At 52.5% G+C, this 16,490-nt stretch carries 12 protein-coding genes; 8 read left to right on the top strand and 4 right to left on the bottom strand.

Translation table 11 applies throughout. From position 1 onward, the window contains the following. Both AB8880_04175 and AB8880_04180 read right to left on the bottom strand, forming a co-directional pair. On the bottom strand, window positions 1-1,182 hold the full coding sequence (locus AB8880_04175) for a M20 family metallo-hydrolase (protein ID XDZ66603.1): 1,182 nt from the start codon (window positions 1,180-1,182) through the stop codon (window positions 1-3). Between the two features lie 24 nt (window positions 1,183-1,206). Then, entirely contained in the window at window positions 1,207-1,884 is a 678-nt protein-coding gene (locus AB8880_04180) for a DUF1028 domain-containing protein (protein ID XDZ66604.1), read from the bottom strand. 173 nt (window positions 1,885-2,057) lie between these two features. Here AB8880_04180 and AB8880_04185 point away from each other — a divergent pair, with 173 nt between their 5' ends. The 6 genes from AB8880_04185 to AB8880_04210 all read left to right on the top strand — a co-directional run bounded on the left by AB8880_04185 (window position 2,058) and on the right by AB8880_04210 (window position 10,126). Then, window positions 2,058-3,590: an ABC transporter substrate-binding protein gene (locus AB8880_04185; GenBank protein XDZ67015.1), complete on the top strand. Its 1,533-nt coding sequence runs from the start codon at window positions 2,058-2,060 to the stop codon at window positions 3,588-3,590. Between the two features lie 69 nt (window positions 3,591-3,659). Then, window positions 3,660-4,607 (top strand): ABC transporter permease, encoded by a 948-nt coding sequence (locus tag AB8880_04190; protein XDZ66605.1) that lies wholly within the window; start codon window positions 3,660-3,662, stop codon window positions 4,605-4,607. A 2-nt stretch (window positions 4,608-4,609) separates the two neighbouring features. Next, window positions 4,610-6,481, top strand: a complete 1,872-nt coding sequence (locus tag AB8880_04195; GenBank protein XDZ67016.1) for a dipeptide/oligopeptide/nickel ABC transporter permease/ATP-binding protein — start codon at window positions 4,610-4,612, stop codon at window positions 6,479-6,481. Then, the gene (locus tag AB8880_04200) at window positions 6,474-7,430 is read left to right on the top strand and encodes an oligopeptide/dipeptide ABC transporter ATP-binding protein (protein XDZ66606.1); all 957 of its coding nucleotides are present in this window, start codon (window positions 6,474-6,476) and stop codon (window positions 7,428-7,430) included. The genes AB8880_04195 and AB8880_04200 overlap by 8 nt, the downstream gene beginning before the upstream one ends. Further along, complete coding sequence (locus AB8880_04205; protein ID XDZ66607.1) at window positions 7,399-8,175, top strand: FadR/GntR family transcriptional regulator; 777 nt, start codon at window positions 7,399-7,401, stop codon at window positions 8,173-8,175. The genes AB8880_04200 and AB8880_04205 overlap by 32 nt, the downstream gene beginning before the upstream one ends. A gap of 514 nt (window positions 8,176-8,689) precedes the next feature. Then, window positions 8,690-10,126 carry an NAD-dependent succinate-semialdehyde dehydrogenase gene (locus AB8880_04210; protein XDZ66608.1) on the top strand — a complete coding sequence of 479 codons (1,437 nt, stop codon included), beginning with the start codon at window positions 8,690-8,692 and terminating at the stop codon, window positions 10,124-10,126. 26 nt (window positions 10,127-10,152) lie between these two features. Here AB8880_04210 and betC read toward each other — a convergent pair whose 3' ends face one another. Both betC and AB8880_04220 read right to left on the bottom strand, forming a co-directional pair. After that, on the bottom strand, window positions 10,153-11,715 hold the full coding sequence (gene betC, locus AB8880_04215; protein ID XDZ66609.1) for a choline-sulfatase: 1,563 nt from the start codon (window positions 11,713-11,715) through the stop codon (window positions 10,153-10,155). A 21-nt stretch (window positions 11,716-11,736) separates the two neighbouring features. Next, complete coding sequence (locus AB8880_04220) at window positions 11,737-13,236, bottom strand: sulfatase (GenBank protein XDZ66610.1); 1,500 nt, start codon at window positions 13,234-13,236, stop codon at window positions 11,737-11,739. A 120-nt stretch (window positions 13,237-13,356) separates the two neighbouring features. On the opposite strand from AB8880_04220, the gene AB8880_04225 reads away from it, so the two are divergent. Then, window positions 13,357-14,598 (top strand): ROK family protein, encoded by a 1,242-nt coding sequence (locus tag AB8880_04225; GenBank protein ID XDZ66611.1) that lies wholly within the window; start codon window positions 13,357-13,359, stop codon window positions 14,596-14,598. Next, window positions 14,595-16,487, top strand: a complete 1,893-nt coding sequence (locus AB8880_04230) for a TRAP transporter permease (protein XDZ66612.1) — start codon at window positions 14,595-14,597, stop codon at window positions 16,485-16,487. Before AB8880_04225 ends, AB8880_04230 begins: the two co-directional genes overlap by 4 nt. Window positions 16,488-16,490 lie beyond the last annotated feature (3 nt).

Consider the following 16,490-nt stretch of genomic DNA (forward strand, 5'->3'; position numbering starts at 1 on the left):
TCATTTCAAAAGTTTTATAAAATTAACCAGGCTATCCACCGCTGCCTGCATATCTGCTTCTTCAGCAAATTCTTCCGGTGTGTGGCTTATCCCCTGACGACATCGCACGAACAGCATTGCCATCGGGCATAGATCCGCCATGGCGGAAGCGTCATGGGTGGCGCCGGAAGGTATCTCTATGGGGTGATGCTGCAGCGAAGAAACTGCTTCTTTCAACAGGGATTTAAGTTTCCCGTCGCAAGGTACCGCCGGTTGAGTATACGTCTTGCGGCAGGCGAAACCGATGGAGCGGCGTGCGGCAATCTCCTTCATCCTGCCGACAATGGTTTCACCGCCCTGCTCACGCGTTTCATCAACGGCAGATCTTACCTCCAGGATCATTGAAACCTCACCCGGGATGACATTGACGGCATTCGGCGACACATCCAGCTTGCCGATGGTGGCTATCAGTTCAGGTGTTTCTCCGGCAATTTTTTCCGCCGCCAGCACAAGTTCCGCGGCACAGGCAAGCGTATCCTGCCGCCCGCGCATCGGTGTTGTTCCGGCATGACCTGCGCTCCCCCTCAAGGTAATCTGGTGGCGTTCTATGCCGGCAATGGCCGTGACGATTCCAAGCGGCAGATTTTCATCATCCAGCACCGGCCCCTGTTCGATATGCGTTTCGATATAACCGATGATCGGCGTGTTTCTGCGATCAAGGGATTTTATCTCATCCGGCCTGAGGCCGAAATCAACCATCGCATCACGGATGGAAATTCCGTCCTGATCTTCAAGATCCAGCACCGCCGGGTCGAAATTTCCCGCAAGAGCTCGTGGCCCTATCAATGCCGTCGGGAAACGAACCCCTTCTTCATCGGCAAAGGCCATCACCTGAACAGAAAAGGGAAGTTGCAGATCGTCAATTGCCCGCAGCGCCAGAATGGGCAGCAAAACCCCCATGATGCCATCATATTTGCCGCCATGCCGCACCGTGTCCTGATGCGAGCCGAAGAGCAGGGTTGGGCCGCCTTCCGCGCCTTCACGCCTGCCGATGATCGTGCCAGCCGCATCCATATGGACAGCAAGGCCTGTATCCTGCATCCATTTCCTGATTTTGGCGGCCGCGCTGTGATGCTCTTGTGTAAAGGGTAGCCGCGTTACACCCGGTCCTTCACCAGAACAGGAGGCAATATCATCCAGCATAGCTGTTATCGGCCCGCCCATCCTTTATTCAGCGCTCTGGGTGAGGCCATCGGCATTGGGATACGGATGGGTGGGAAGCGTCTTCAGCCAGGCGCGATAGGCTGGCTCCCGTGTTTTCTGTAGCAGTGCTTCCAGCCGGTCAATCGGTGCTTCATCGAAATCCACCCGAAGCGTCAGGGGAGGGGCATCTGGTGGCAAGACAAGCAGTGCCGCCGACATCAATCCGCGGCTGTCGCCGCCGGCTTCGGCGCCAGCCCTGAGAGTGGCAATGAGCTTGTCTTCAATGGAGGCGCCAGATCCGATAAATGTATCACGCATCCGGGCCAGCACGGTGTCATTGCTGAGAATGTTTCCCGTCAGGATCAGCCCATCTTCAACAATTTCATCGATGATCGATCCGTTCTGCTTGCCGCTGAAAGCGCTTGCCGTGCCATCGCCGTCAATAGCCGCCATCTGCCGCCACTCCCGCCGCGGGTCGGTTCGCGTGACCTGGTCAACTGCAGCAGGTGCCGATAATCCCTTCTGCATCTGGACGAGCGCCTCTTCCCCCCAGAGAACGCTTGGTTCCGCGCCTTGAGATGCGGTCAGGCCAACATGGGTTTGGCCACGCAACACCCAGCCGCCAACACAGAGATTACCGGTGGCCGTGGCCCCGGCAAAGGTGCCGGTATTTTTATCTAGACTGAGAAGTGAAAAAGTCATGAGTGCTCTTCGTCAAATTTACTTGATTGGATAAAACCATTTTTTGCTTGATTTGTCTATTTATCATGATCAATATTTATCATGATAATTTGAATGTTGCAATGTCAACCTAATGGAAGGTAACTACCATGACAATCATTAAGACGGCTTACCGCACCGTATTTGCGGCTGTTATGCTGGTAGTATCAAGTGGATTGTTTCTGGGCTCTGTTCAAGCCAGCACACCGGACAATGTGCTGGTGGTGGGGCAGATCGCCGAACCCAAATCGCTTGATCCGGCTACCGTGACGGCGGTCAATGACTTCCGTATCCTGATGAACATCTATGATGGCCTCGTGCGTTACAAAGATGGCGCTCTTGAGGTTGAGCCTGCTCTTGCCGAGAGTTGGGATATCAGCGCCGATGGCAAGACCTACACTTTCAAGCTCCGCGCCGGGGTGAAATTCCATGATGGCACCGCCGTCGATGCCGATGCCGTCAAGTTCAACTTTGACCGGATGCTCGACGAAAAACATCCCTACCACAATACCGGGCCGTTTCCGCTGAGCTTCTTTTTCTCGGCCATTGAAAAGGTTGAAGCGGTGAACAGCAGCACCGTTCGCTTCACGCTGAATGCGCCCTATGCGCCATTTCTTTCAAATCTTGCCTATCCGACAGGGCTGATCGCCTCGCCTGCTGCAATTAAGAAGCATGGCAAGGATTTCGGTCGCAATCCGGTCGGTACCGGGGCTTTCAAGTTTGACACATGGAAGTCCAATGAAGCTGTTATCGTTTCCAGGCATGACGGGCACTGGGATGGCAAAGCCGGCACCGAAGCCGTGATTTTCCGTCCTATCACCGATGGCAATACGCGTGTTGCTGAAATGCTTTCCGGCGGCATCGACATGATGGTCGAGGTTCCTCCCACGTCGCTGGCGCAGTTCTCCGGCAATGACTTTGCTGTAGCCGAGCAGGCAGGCCCGCATGTCTGGTTCCTCATCCTGAACGCCAAGGAAGGTCCTTTTGCCAACAGATTGGTGCGTCAGGCCGCGAACTACGCCATCAACAAGAAGGCGATTGTTGAAAACGTACTCGAAGGCACGGCAGCCATTGCGGCAGGACCTACTCCGCCAGCTTTTGCCTGGGCCTATAATGATGCGCTTGAACCCTATCCTTACGATCCGGCAAAGGCCAGGGCTCTCTTGAAGGAAGCCGGGGTTTCCGACGCCAAGCTCACCTTCTATGTCACCCAGGGTGGATCGGGCATGCTTGACCCGGTGGCCATGGGCACGGCCATTCAGGCAGATCTCGCCGCGGTTGGTTTTGACGTTGAAATCAAGACATTTGAATGGAACGCGTTTCTCGGTGAAGTGAATCCCGGGCTTGAAGGCAAGGCAGACATGGCGGAAATGGCCTGGATGACGAACGATCCGGACACCCTGCCTTATCTGGCCCTGCGGACGGCAGCCTGGCCGGACAAGGGCGGCTTCAATTCTGGCTACTATTCCAACCCAAAGGTGGATGAGTTGCTGGAAGCCGCGCGTTCCTCAACCGATCAGGCTGAACGGGCACGTCTCTACAAGGAAATGCAGACCATCGTTCAGGAAGATGCCCCCTGGGTGTTTGTGGCAAACTGGAAACAGAATGCCGTGACCAGCAGCAAGGTGCAGAACTTCTCCCTGCAACCGTCCTTCCTCCTCCTCCTGAAGGACGTTGAGAAAAAATAATAATAATAAACTTGGTGCTGGCCATTATACTGATGGCCAGCACAACTTCTGCGATTTGGTCTCTTTGCCATGACTCGCTATCTATTTTTCAGAATTCTGGCGGCGGTGCCTGTCCTGCTTGGCATAACGCTGATCGTCTTTGTCATTCTCTCCCTGATCCCCGGTGATCCGGCAATGGCGATACTCGGCTCCTACGCGACCCCGGAAAATGTGGCACGGCTTAATCAGCAGCTTGGCCTGGACCGGCCGCTATTTCAGCGATACTTCATCTGGCTTGGCAATCTTCTTCAGGGGGATTTCGGCCGCTCCTTCGCCCTCAACCGCCCGGTGATCGATGAAATTCTTGACCGGTTCCATGCGACGCTGATTCTTTCCGGGACAGCTTTTATCATCTGCTCGCTCGCCGGGATTGCCGCGGGCGTCATTTCGGCAACCCGTCAATATGGCTTGGCCGATAAAATCATCACCTTTTCAGTGCTGATAGGTATTTCTGTTCCATCCTTCTTTCTCGGAATGATGATGATCCTCTATTTTGCCGTCCGGCTTCGATGGTTTCCCGCCTCCGGGATGTATGCCCTTTATGGCGGTGGCGATCTTGCTGATCTTCTCAGCCATCTTGTCATGCCGGCGCTGGCGTTGGCCGCCGTCGCCACCGGGGTCATAGCCCGCTTGTCGCGGGCCGCGATGCTGGAGGTGCTGCGGCTCGATTTCATCCGCACCGCCCGGGCCAAGGGCGCGCCTGAAAGACGCGTTATCCTCCGCCACGCGTTGCGCCATGCGATTGTCTCGATCCTCCCAATTCTTGGCCTGCAGGCCGGTTTTGTGCTCTCGGGCGCGGTGTATATCGAGATCGTCTTTCAATGGCCGGGGGTGGGACGCATGCTGGTGGATGCAATCCTTGCCCGTGACATCATTCTGGTTCAGGGCGGTGTTCTTTTTGTCGCAAGTTGTTACGTCATCTTCAATATACTCGTTGATGCGGCCCAGTTGTGGCTTGATCCGAGGATCAAAAGCTGATGATGGCGCTGGCGAAGAGAATCATCCGCAACCGCCTTGCTGCTTTTGGCGCAGCCGTGCTCATGCTGATTTTTATCCTCTCGCTGTTGACGCCGGTGCTCGGCCTGCCCGACCCCAACGTGATTGATACATCGAACCGGTTCATGCTGCCCTTTGAAGGCGGCCATCTTCTCGGCGCGGATCATCTGGGCAGAGACATTCTCTCGCGCCTCCTCTGGGGCACCCGTCTCAGCCTCATGGTGGGTATGGCAGCCGCGCTCATCGCCGCTACCGCCGGATCGCTGATCGGTATTTTTGCCGGCTTCTACGGGGGGCGTCTGGATATGATGCTGATGCGCTCCATCGATGTGCTGATGGCCTTTCCCTATATTCTGCTCGCGCTGGCAATTGTTGCCGTGCTGGGCCCGGGGTTGATGAATGCGCTGATCGCCGTTGCTGTCGTCAATATCCCGTTCTTTGCCCGTAATGTCCGTGGGGCGACGCTGGCCATCGCGCAGTCTGATTTCATTGCCGCCGCAAGGCTTTCGGGGCGAAATACATTCTCACTCCTGCTGTTTGAATTGCTGCCCAATCTTGTCTCCGTGATTATCGTTGCCTTTTCCACCACGGTGGGCTGGATGATTCTGGAAACGGCTGGCCTGTCTTTTCTGGGGCTTGGCTCGCAGCCGCCACAATCCGATCTTGGCTCCATGCTTGGCGAAGGACGTGCCGCTCTCATCACCCATCCACATACATCGCTTATTCCGGGGATGATGATCTTTGCCATCGTCATGGGGATCAATCTCCTTGGCGACGGGATCCGTGATGCGCTGGATCCGCGGCTGGCGCAAGGAGCGCTCCGGCGATCACAACCCATAACAAAAATAGAGCGCGACATGCCGCTGCCAGCATCTGAAGAGGGTGGGCTGCTTTCGGTCACCGGGCTGAAAACAGATTTCCGCATGGGTCGCAAAACCATCAAGGCTATCCGTGAGGTGAGTTTATACATCAGCAAGGGCGAATGCCTTGCGCTTGTCGGCGAAAGTGGTTCTGGTAAATCGGTCACGGCACTTTCACTGACCGGTCTTGTCGCTTCGCCACCTGCGGTGATCGCTGGTGGAACGATCCATTTCGATGGTACGGACCTTCTTTCTTTGGAATTTGAGCAGATGCGCAACTATCGTGGGAGCCGCATTGCTTATGTCTTTCAGGACCCGAATTCAAGCCTGCATCCCCTGCACAATATCGGCGACCAGCTTATTGAGGCTATTAAGGTGCATGATGCTGGGATCCGTCGGCGTGATCTCGAGATAAGGGCAATCCAGCTTCTCAACGATGTCAGGATTGCCAATCCAGAACGCGTGATGGAGTCCTATCCGCATGAGCTTTCTGGCGGAATGCGGCAGCGTATCGGCATTGCCATGGCACTGGCAAATGACCCTGAACTGATCATCGCCGATGAGCCCACCACCGCACTTGATGTAACGGTGCAGGCGCAAATTCTGCATATCCTCAACCGCTTGCGGCGTGAGCGCGGGTTGGCGCTGCTCTTTATCTCGCATGACATGAATGTCATAGCGCAAATCAGTGACAGGATTGCGGTCATGTATGCCGGCCAGATTGTCGAAGCAGGGCCGACAAAAAAGGTGCTTGGCAACCCCCGGCATCCCTACACAAAAGCGCTCCTGGCCTGCTCACCGCAGATAGGATCAGGTCAAGGCCTGCCACAGGCCATCAAGGGCAGCCCGCCGCTGCTGGATGACCTTCCGGAAGGATGCGCTTTTGCGCCCAGATGCGAGTTTGCAGAACACGCCTGCCGTAAAGGGCCGATCGATATCAATCTGGTTCAGGGGCGTTCGTTGCGATGCATCAGATCGGAGATTGCCAATGGTTGATCCGATTATGGAACTCAATGGGGTCAGCAAAAATTTTTCCCTGAAGCGGAAAAGCATCTTTTCGCCACAGCGGCTATTACGTGCCGTCAAGAATGTATCACTTACCATCGAGCCCGGGGAAAGTTTTGGCATTATCGGCGAGTCCGGTTGTGGGAAGTCAACGCTAGCGCGGGTAATGGTCGGGCTCCATGCCGCAGATAGCGGCGAGGTGCGGCTTGAAGGCAGGCCCTTGCTGGAGATGCCGCCAGCTATGCGCCATCGCACGATCCAATATGTTTTCCAAGATCCTGTGGGCAGCCTCAATCCACGCAATTCCATTCGCCAGATCCTGTCAACGCCGCTCAAGGCGCTCGCCGGGCTCAACCACCAAGAGGCTGAGGTTAAACTGGAAGAAATCATGGCAGCGGTGAACATGCCATTATCCGTGCTTGACCGCTATCCCCACGAGTTTTCGGGCGGACAGGCCCAGCGTATCGGCATCGCGCGGGCATTGCTGGCCGGATCACGCATCCTCGTGCTTGATGAACCTGTCTCGGCGCTTGATGTTTCGGTACAGGCGCAAATTCTCGAATTGCTGGTTGATCTGAAAGCCCGGTTTGGCCTGACCTATATTTTCATTTCACATGATCTTGCCGTGATAGAAGCCTTTTGTGATAGAGTGGCTGTCATGTATCATGGAGAAATCGTTGAAATCGGGCGCGCGGATAAACTTTTTGGTCAGGCGTTGCATCCCTACACAGATCTGCTGGCCAGAACAGCGCCGCGTCAGGATGCTGATCTCTATACCGAGCATCAGATCGAGTTGCCCGACCCGTTAAGCCCTCCAACAGGCTGTGCTTTTGCCGCCAGATGCCCCAGGGCAGAAAAAATCTGCCACCAGAAGAAACCTGAATTATCATCACAGAAGGCCAGTTCACATGTCGCATGCCACTTCCCGCTCAATCGGTGAAAATGCAGCCGAAAGCCGGGCCAGCCGACCTCTGCAGGTAGCTGAAGCCATCAAGGAATTTGTTGTCTCCAACGCGCTTCAGCCCGGCGACAAACTGCCGAACGAAGCCGAGCTCATAACGCTTTTCGGCATGGCAAAAGGCACCATCCGCGAGGCGATGCGCATTCTGGAAGCCCAGGGGCTTGTCAAAACCAGAACAGGGCCGGGTGGAGGATGTTTTGTCCATGAAGTCTCGGAAACCAGAACACGGGCGCTTCTTGCCAACTATTTCTATTTCCGGCACCTGACCATCAGCGACATTTACCAGTTGCGCAAACAGCTGGAACCGGAACTTGCGGCAGGTCTCGCCGGCAAACTGGATGCAGCGGCTATTGCGGAACTCAAGGCCATTACCGAAGAATATGAAACACCGCCACAGAGCAGGGAAGATGACCGGCGTCACCACGAAGCCTCCCTTCGCTTTCATGCCAGACTTGCCGCCCATGCCAAAAACCATCTCCTGGGATTTATTATTGGCTTCATGGCTGAGGTCTTGTCCGAAGTGACAACGACCCGGCGCCTTTTTGAGCCCCCGAACCACCAGCTCTGGGCAAGGGGGCGTGAGTTTCAGCTTAAACTTCTGCAGGCGCTGGAGACGGGTGACGCCCAAGAGGCAAGGGAGATCATGGCCCAACATATGGCTTTTGCCGAAAAGCTGATGCAGCAGCAGGAATTGCGGGTCGAGCGAAAGTTCGGTGATTTGTGAGTTGCAGAACCATCAGAAAACAACCTCATATCCACTAATCAATTATAGGGCCTCCCGGGCATATCCTGCCCCTCGCAGCCATGAAAACCCTATCATTAACGCTATTCGATGGGATGGCGGTTTTTTGTTGTTTGGCCACAGCAAACTCTAATATTGCCGCCAACCCTCCTACAAGTTGAACTGGCGCAAGCAAGCGCTAAAGCTATTTCTATTGCCTCAGAATCATAAATTGAGGTGGATAGATTGTTTTTTTCTTGAAGGCATAAATTAAACATAAACAAATATCCAGAGAAGTTATAAACTCTATTTGTAGATTTACGTTTGTAGAATTTGGGTTGAAAAAATTAGGGGATTGGCATTTTGGTTAGAGTGGCGGAATCATAATACGTGTGTTTGCGAGGCAAGTCCCTCTTTAACCGCTAGCTTTTTTGCTGAAATCTAAAAGATTGGTAAGAATTTTTCTCATCTCATGTTTTGCTAAATTTCAGCGTATCAAAAATCAAGGGAGTTTTGAATGGCCTACCCAGAATTGAAGATGCTTATAGCCGGAGATTGGACAGATGGCAGTTCGGGCAAGACTGAAGCGGTCATTTGTCCAGCTGATGGAAGCACGCTTGGTCACCTGCCTCATGCGAGCTCGGTAGACCTTGACGCTGCGTTGGATAGTAGTCTCGAAGGGTTTAATGTGTGGCGCAAGATGACGCCGCACAGTCGTCAAAATGTGCTGGAAAAAGCGGCAAGGTTGCTTGAAGAGCGGTTTGAAGATATCAGTTCCAATCTTACCCGGGAGATGGGAAAACCTATCGCTGAGGCGCGTGTGGAGATGCGCGTTGCGATTGATCTTCTCAGATGGTACGCGGAAGAAGGAAAACGTCTTTATGGCCGTATCATCCCGTCCCGCTTTCCAAACATGCAGCATGAAGCCCGTAAGGCACCAGTTGGGCCGGTTGTGGCCTTCATTGCGTGGAATTTTCCAGCCACTAACATGATGCGCAAAGTTGCAGGGGCGCTTGCTGCTGGCTGTTCAATCACCATCAAGCCTAGTGAAGAAACGCCGGCAACGGCAATCGCAATCGGCAAGGCGTTAACCGATGCGGGGTTGCCAGCGGGAGTTTTGAACATCGTATTTGGCGTACCGCCAGAGGTCTCAGAGCACCTTCTTGCGTCACGAATTCCCCGTAAACTCAGCTTTACCGGCAGTGTTCCGGTGGGCATCCATTTGCAACAGCTTGCCGCAAAGAACATGATCCGTTGCACGATGGAGCTTGGCGGACATTCGCCGGTGATGGTGTTTGAGGATTGCGATATAGAAACTGCGGCACAACTTTGTGCGGCAGGAAAATTCCGTAATGCCGGACAGGTCTGCATTTCACCGACAAGGTTTTTTGTTCAGGACAGCATTCACGACAAGTTTCTTGCCGAATTCAAGAAGCATGTTGAGGCGGTGAAGGTGGGTGATGGCCTTGATGAGACAATGAATATGGGGCCGCTTGTTGCCGAGCGGCGGATCGACATCATGGACGGGTTCGTCGCTGACGCCATTGACAAAGGGGCCGAGTTGCTGACTGGCGGGTCACGCATTCAGAGTCCGGGCTCCTTCTTCATGCCAACCCTTTTGCAGAATGTGCCTGACACGGCGAGGATTATGACTGAAGAGCCGTTTGGTCCGATTGCTCCCACTGCAAGTTTTTCATCCCTTGATGAGGTCATTGACAGAGCGAACAGCCTGCCCTTTGGCCTTGCGGCCTATGCCTTTACCGGCAGCCCAAAAACAGCTGGCGTGCTGAAAACTGAAATTGAAACCGGAATGCTGGCGATCAATTCACTGCATGTCCATTCGGTAGAAACGCCATTTGGCGGGCTGAAATTCAGCGGGTATGGCTACGAAGGGGGTATTGAGGGGCTTGAAGTGTTCCTTGCTACCAAATATTCAAGCGAGATTTATAGCTAGATCCGTTTGATCCTCTCGCCGTCAGTTTATCCCTGATTGCGGGGGGTTTGTGGCGGCGTGGTTGGAACAAAGGGAAATCGTTTACGCGCCTTTGTTGCGGTGGTGTTCGGATCAATCGCTCCACGAACATAGGCTCTGGTTGCGTCAAATGGCGGGGTGTAATCCCATGAAGGGAATACACCCTGTTTCATTGCCTCCTGCACGAATAACCGCATCTTTTGTGATGCCATCACACGCTCAGCAAGAGCCGTTTCGTCCCAGCGCGATGACACTTTAGCGCGCATCTCTCTGATGATGTGTGAAAATACCGTATCCTGCGCCAGATTGTGCTGCTCGTGCGGATCATCGGCCAAATCAAAAAGCATTTCCGGGTCGTCGCCACAGCGAACATATTTCATTTGCCGATGGCGACACATCAATGCCGGTGCATGCACACCCTCACCACAATATTCGAAAAATATCAGATCATCATCGCTGTCGGCGGCGGGCAGATCAAACAGGCTTTTGCCATCCACTGGTGCTACGAATTCATATTTGTTCTTGTTTGTTGCAATGTCGGTGAAAGTCGGCAGTAAATCGGCAAGCGTTGTCAGGGCGGTCTCACAATGTCCCTTCTTGATCTCTGGACCCATGGAAATCATCGGGACGCGGACAGACCCTTCATAGGGATTGAATTTATACCACATGCCGCGCTCACCAATCATGTCGCCATGATCGGAGATCACGAAGATATAGGTGTTGTCCATGAGATTGGTTCTTTCAAGTGTCTCAACGAGGCCACCAACCAGTGAGTCAAAATAGCTTGTCATGGCAAAATAGGCATGCCGTGCTGTTCGCAATTGGTCTTCAGTGATGTCGAATTCATCCTGACGTATGGTCATGAAATAGCGTTGTGACCAGGGATCGCGTTCGGGGTAGGGGATATAGTCTACAGTTGGCATGGGGATCGCGTCGTGGTCATAGAGATCCCAGAATTCTTGCGTTGTCACGAAGGGGTTGTGGGGATGAGTGAATGATGCGTGGACCAGAAACGGGCGTTGGTCGGCGCTCCTGGCAATGTCAAACAACTCTTGTCGTGCAGTGTTGAAAACATGGTCATCGTAATCAATTTGCAGGCTTCGTTGGCAGATACCTGCCTCAACAACGCTGTGAAGGCTCATCCTCGAGGGTGAGTATTCCTCGTCAATCTTTGACCAGTCGGCAGTCCAGCCATAATCCGAGGGGTATATGTCTGTGGTTAGACGGCGCTCAAATCCATGCAGTTGATCCGGCCCAACAAAATGCATCTTGCCAACAAGTGTTGTCTGGTAGCCGAGCATACGCAGATAATGGGCATAGGTTGGTTCAGATGATAGAAATTCCCCGGCATTATCATAAACACCGATATTTGATGGCAGGCGCCCCGTCATCATGGATGCGCGCGATGGGCCGCAGACAGGACTGTTGCAATATGCATTAACAAATACGGTTCCGTTTGTGGCAATCTTGTCGATATTTGGTGTCTTGGCGAACGGTGTGCCGTATGTGTTCAGACATAATGCGGTAAGTTGGTCGGCTTGAATTACCAGAATGTTGGGCTGTTTGCTCATTTGATTGGGTTTCGTCCGGTTTTAGATCCTCATCGGATCCTGAGGTTTCTTGGATGGAGGTCGGTTGCCACGAAAATTGCCGAGATTTGACCATGAAAGGATTTCGATTGTGGCGTCTTTTTTCTGCTCAAGCATCTTTGGATCATGCCATAAGTTATGAACTTCATCAGGATCGTTGGCAAGGTCATAGAGTTCGCCGTCTTTAGACCCCGGATAGACAACATATTTCCAGCGTATATCTCTGCGCATGATCAAATATTCGGCACCGGATTGGATGTGATCGCGGCCGAGCTCGGCGTAGACATAATCACGAAGCTTTGCATCGGGATTGGCATGATCCCATACGCCGTCAGCGAGCATATTGTTTAGCGCCAGAGCTTCCCAGTTTTTTGGTGGGGTGATGCCCGCAAAATTCAAAATGGTGGGCGCCAGGTCCATGAGTTGGACCAAATCATCGCATTGCAGATTTTGCATAATCTTGCCCGGTGCCCGGAATATGAGTGGAACGCGTGTCACGCAGTCATACATGGTCCATTTTTGGATATGGCCATGCTCGCCAAGAGCATCGGCGTGATCCGAGCAAAAAATAACAATGGTATTTTCCAGATAGCCACACTTGTCGAGGCAGGACATTATCTGCCCCACTTTATGATCAATCATTGAGACATTTGCCGAGTAATACCGGTGCAATCTTTGGATGTCGTCGTCAGTTATGTTTTTTCGCCAGGCAACACTGTCGATATTGAAATCAACCATACTCTGGCGGAGTTGACGGTGCATTTTCGGCTGTTTGGATAATTCATGTGATGATGCAGAACGGTGAGGAAAGGCTGTGTCCTCGTATAGTTTTAGAAAATCATCTGTCGGATCATATGGAGGATGGGGGCCCGGAAATCCAATCTGCAGGAAAAACGGGCTTTCTGCCTTGCGATCCTCAAGCCACCAAAGGGCGGTATCCCCGACAAAATTGTCAGGATGCATCTCGTCATCGATTTCCCAGGTAAAGCAACCGAGATTTTTCATGAATGCGTCCCGGTCGTCCCTGACCCGCGTATATCGGGATGGTTTTTCAAGCCCTTTTGCTTTCAGTGCCTTGTCCCATTCATCGTAAAGCGCTCTCTCATGATCCTCCAGAAATAGGGGGCGGTCCTTGTTTTCGACAAAGAAGCGTTGATGAAACCCTCCCTTGGCGTCATATGGATTGATGTGCATTTTGCCGATGTTGACGCAATGATACCCGGCCTCTGCCAGCCATTTCACCCAATTCGGCTGCCAGGTTTCGAAATTTGTATAGACATTGGTGGTGTGTGGATAGGCGCCAAGAAAGACGCTTGCACGTGAAGAAACGCATACAGGCGATGTGACAAAGCAGTTTGTAAAAGAAAGCCCTTCTTTCACCAGACGGTCAAGATTCGGGGTGTTCATCCAGGGGCAACCGAGCTGACTGATCGTGTCTGCACGTTGCTGATCGGTCATTATTAAAACGATGTTAGGCTTGGTTTCTTGCGGGTTCGCTGGCATGTGATTAACCGAGGATTATTAACAAATTGTAATATTCAGTTGACAATAATTAATTAAGTTAAAAAAATAAATACGAAATATGAAAAAATCAGCAACGTTAAACATTAAATATAGAAGTTCATGCAGTTCCAATTCAAAGAGACTCAAAATATCCGCCGACAAAATAGGGCGCAGGTCATGGCGCTCATTTTTGAGAATCCAAAAATTGACCGGACTGAACTGGCCGCGAGAATCGGAGTCAGCAACGCTGCCATAACAAACATCACAGGCGAACTGCTGGCGGCTGATCTGATTGAAGAGGTCAAAACGGACAAGAGTACGGTAAACAGAGGCCGTAAACCGGTGGGCCTGAAAATAAATGGCCAGGGTGGCTTTGTGCTTGGCGTCAATGTCCTGGCGACGAATGTCAGTGTTGTTTTGGCAGATATTTGTGGTCGTGTAATTGACCGTGTGGACCTCAATCCGCGTCGAATTGAAGATCCAAACAAAACGCTTGATGAGTTGAAAGTCGCAAAGAACGAGCTTCTCGAGAGAAACAATGTGCCGGCCAATCGCCTGTTCGGGGTGGGGTTTGCAATCGCCGGCTTTCTCGATCAGCGCACCGGCGAGTTGAAGAGGGCACCGTATATCGGTTGGCCTCCGTTCGATCTGACAGCGCGTCTTAAACAATTATTTCAGTGTGATTTGGTGGTCGGAAATGTCACGCGTTCTGTTGCCCTTGCAGAGAATCGCTATGGCGTTCTGTCCAGATATAAGGATCTGATTTTGATCAGGTCCGGTCTTGGCTTGGGCGGTGCGTTCATTTCTGAAAGACGGGTACTTGAAGGCAGTCAGAATTTTGCAGGTGATCTTGGCCATGTTTGTGCTGAACCCGATGGAGGCCTGTGCTCATGTGGGAAAAGAGGTTGCTTGAACACAATAGCGTCTGGCTGGGCAGTGATGCACATGCTTGGTGACGCTATTGTTTCCTATGCAACGATCAATCAGTTCCAGCAGCAGAATGCGCGTTTGTCCGAACTGGTATCTGATGAGGCAAAGGCATCTCCGGATGTCGTAGATGCGTTGACTGTGGCGGGTGAGAAACTGGCCGCGTATGTGTCGCCGATCTGTCAGGCGTATGACCCCGAGGCAATCTGTCTTACCGGACCATTGGGGCGTCACCCTGCATATGCCAATGCTTTCAAAAAGAGGATGGCTGAAAGCAGCCTGCCATGCCGTGTTATCACAGCCAGTGAAGAGGAAATCATGTCACCTGCCATGGCAACTGTCTATTTGGCGCTTTCAGATATCGTTTATTCATCCAGATTTGACTTTGATCAAATCTCCAGGCGCCATTCAGGCATTAAGGCGGCTATCAAATGACAACATCAAACGCCCTGCGCGTCAGTGAAATGGCAAATTTCGTCACAAAATGTCTATGTGTTGGACTGGTTTTGTTTTCACTCTACACGGCGCTTTTTGGTGTACTTCCTGATATTATCCAGCGTGGAGTCCATCTCTCCACGGTTCTGTTGCTGGTTTATGCAAAGTTTTTTGGGGACACCGGCACTGAGGGTGGTGGTATCCTGACATACCTTCACCGAATCAAATTTTTTGTCTTTGGTATTTTGGCCGCCTTTGGTGCGGGGTATCAGTTTATCTTCTATGATGAAGTGGTAGCCCGGTATGGTGAGATCACCACTTTTGAAATCCCCGTCGCGATTATCGCCATTATCCTGTTGCTTGATGCGACGCGCCGTACAATCGGCTGGTCAATGGTCGGTTTGGCTGTATTTTTCCTCTTTTACGCGTCATTTGGGCGGCACTTCCCGGATTTGATCTCGCATCGCGGATATGATCTTCAGCGTATTCTTGAACAGGTGTATTTGGGTGCCGACGGTATTTACGGGACCCCACTGGGCGTAAGCGCGACTTTTGTCATCATCATTGTTGTTTTGGGCGCTTTGTTGGAAAAGACGGGGGCCAGCGGTGTTCTTATGGACATTGCAGTGGCGGCAACAAGGACTTCCCGCGGCGGCCCGGCGAAATCTGCTGTTATCGGTAGTAGCCTCATGGGGATGATTTCGGGAACTGCCGTTGCAAATGTTCTAACCACCGGAACGATCAGCATCCCCCTCATGCGCCGCGGTGGCTACAAACCCGCTGTTGCTGGCGCCGTCGAGGCTGTGGCATCGACAGGAGGTCAGTTGATGCCGCCGATCATGGGCGCAGCAGCCTTTCTCATGGCCGACATCATGGAAGTGCCATATCTGGAGATCACCAAAGCGGCAATCATTCCAGCAATTATTTTCTATGTCGCGGTTTTTGCCTCGGTTCACCTTGAGGCGGTGCGAACAGGGTTGAAGCCATTGCTGGATGTCGATGTGCCCAGTGTATCCGGTTCGTTACGACGAAATGGTCATGTTCTGATCTCCATACCGGTTTTTATCGGCGCGCTCATAATGGGCTATTCGGTGATGTATTCATCGTTAGCTGGCATTGTTTGCCTTATGTTCCTCTCACTGCTGCGAAAATCGAGTCGTCTTGGCTTCAGGCAGTTGGTGGAGGCGGCGTCATCTGCCTGTGAGGCCATTGTACCAGTCGCGCTGGCTACCGCGACGGCGGGCATTGTTATCGGTGTTGTGACCCTGACCGGATTGGGACTCAAATTCAGTTCTTTTATCGTAACCATTTCAGGAAACAATCTGGTTGTTGCCTTGATCCTGACAATGTCTGCCTCGTTGGTCCTTGGTATGGGATTGCCGACTGCAGCATCCTATATTCTGGTCGCCACGCTGACAGCACCGGCACTCGTCAATATGGGCGTGGACCTTATGGCAGCACATATGTTCGTGTTTTATTCAGCAATGTTGTCTTCAATCACGCCGCCGGTGGCGTTGGCGGCATTTGCAGCTGCCGCGATATGCAGAGAGCCACCAATGCGGGTGGCTGTAATATCGGTCAAGTTTGGATTTGTGGCATTTATAATCCCTTATTTTTTCGTGCTTGAGCCTCGCTTGCTGGCTGAGGGGCAGCTGATTGAAGTGCTGGAGATGTTCGTCTTGGCAACAATAGCTGTCCTGGCGCTGGTCTGTGCAATTCAGGGGTATGCCTTCACCAAATTATCAATCCTGGAGCGGTGTATCCTGCCGTTGGCTGCATTTGCGTTGCTGATGCCGGGTACAATTTTAACTGCAATCGGAATAGCTGTTCTTTTGGCCATGGGGGCAGTTTGGAAGATCGGCCTATCGGCTAGGGGGGCTGGCACCTAGCGC

This window comes from Alphaproteobacteria bacterium LSUCC0684 (assembly GCA_041228335.1).
In the GTDB taxonomy this organism is placed as follows: domain Bacteria; phylum Pseudomonadota; class Alphaproteobacteria; order Puniceispirillales; family UBA1172.

Coding starts and splice junctions, on each gene's coding strand:
- AB8880_04175 (XDZ66603.1), bottom strand. CDS start 1,182: ATGCTGGATGATATTGCCTCCTGTTCTGGTGAAGGACCGGGTGTAACG.
- AB8880_04180 (XDZ66604.1), bottom strand. CDS start 1,884: ATGACTTTTTCACTTCTCAGTCTAGATAAAAATACCGGCACCTTTGCC.
- AB8880_04185 (XDZ67015.1), top strand. CDS start 2,058: ATGCTGGTAGTATCAAGTGGATTGTTTCTGGGCTCTGTTCAAGCCAGC.
- AB8880_04190 (XDZ66605.1), top strand. CDS start 3,660: ATGACTCGCTATCTATTTTTCAGAATTCTGGCGGCGGTGCCTGTCCTG.
- AB8880_04195 (XDZ67016.1), top strand. CDS start 4,610: ATGGCGCTGGCGAAGAGAATCATCCGCAACCGCCTTGCTGCTTTTGGC.
- AB8880_04200 (XDZ66606.1), top strand. CDS start 6,474: ATGGTTGATCCGATTATGGAACTCAATGGGGTCAGCAAAAATTTTTCC.
- AB8880_04205 (XDZ66607.1), top strand. CDS start 7,399: ATGTCGCATGCCACTTCCCGCTCAATCGGTGAAAATGCAGCCGAAAGC.
- AB8880_04210 (XDZ66608.1), top strand. CDS start 8,690: ATGGCCTACCCAGAATTGAAGATGCTTATAGCCGGAGATTGGACAGAT.
- betC (XDZ66609.1), bottom strand. CDS start 11,715: ATGAGCAAACAGCCCAACATTCTGGTAATTCAAGCCGACCAACTTACC.
- AB8880_04220 (XDZ66610.1), bottom strand. CDS start 13,236: ATGCCAGCGAACCCGCAAGAAACCAAGCCTAACATCGTTTTAATAATG.
- AB8880_04225 (XDZ66611.1), top strand. CDS start 13,357: ATGCAGTTCCAATTCAAAGAGACTCAAAATATCCGCCGACAAAATAGG.
- AB8880_04230 (XDZ66612.1), top strand. CDS start 14,595: ATGACAACATCAAACGCCCTGCGCGTCAGTGAAATGGCAAATTTCGTC.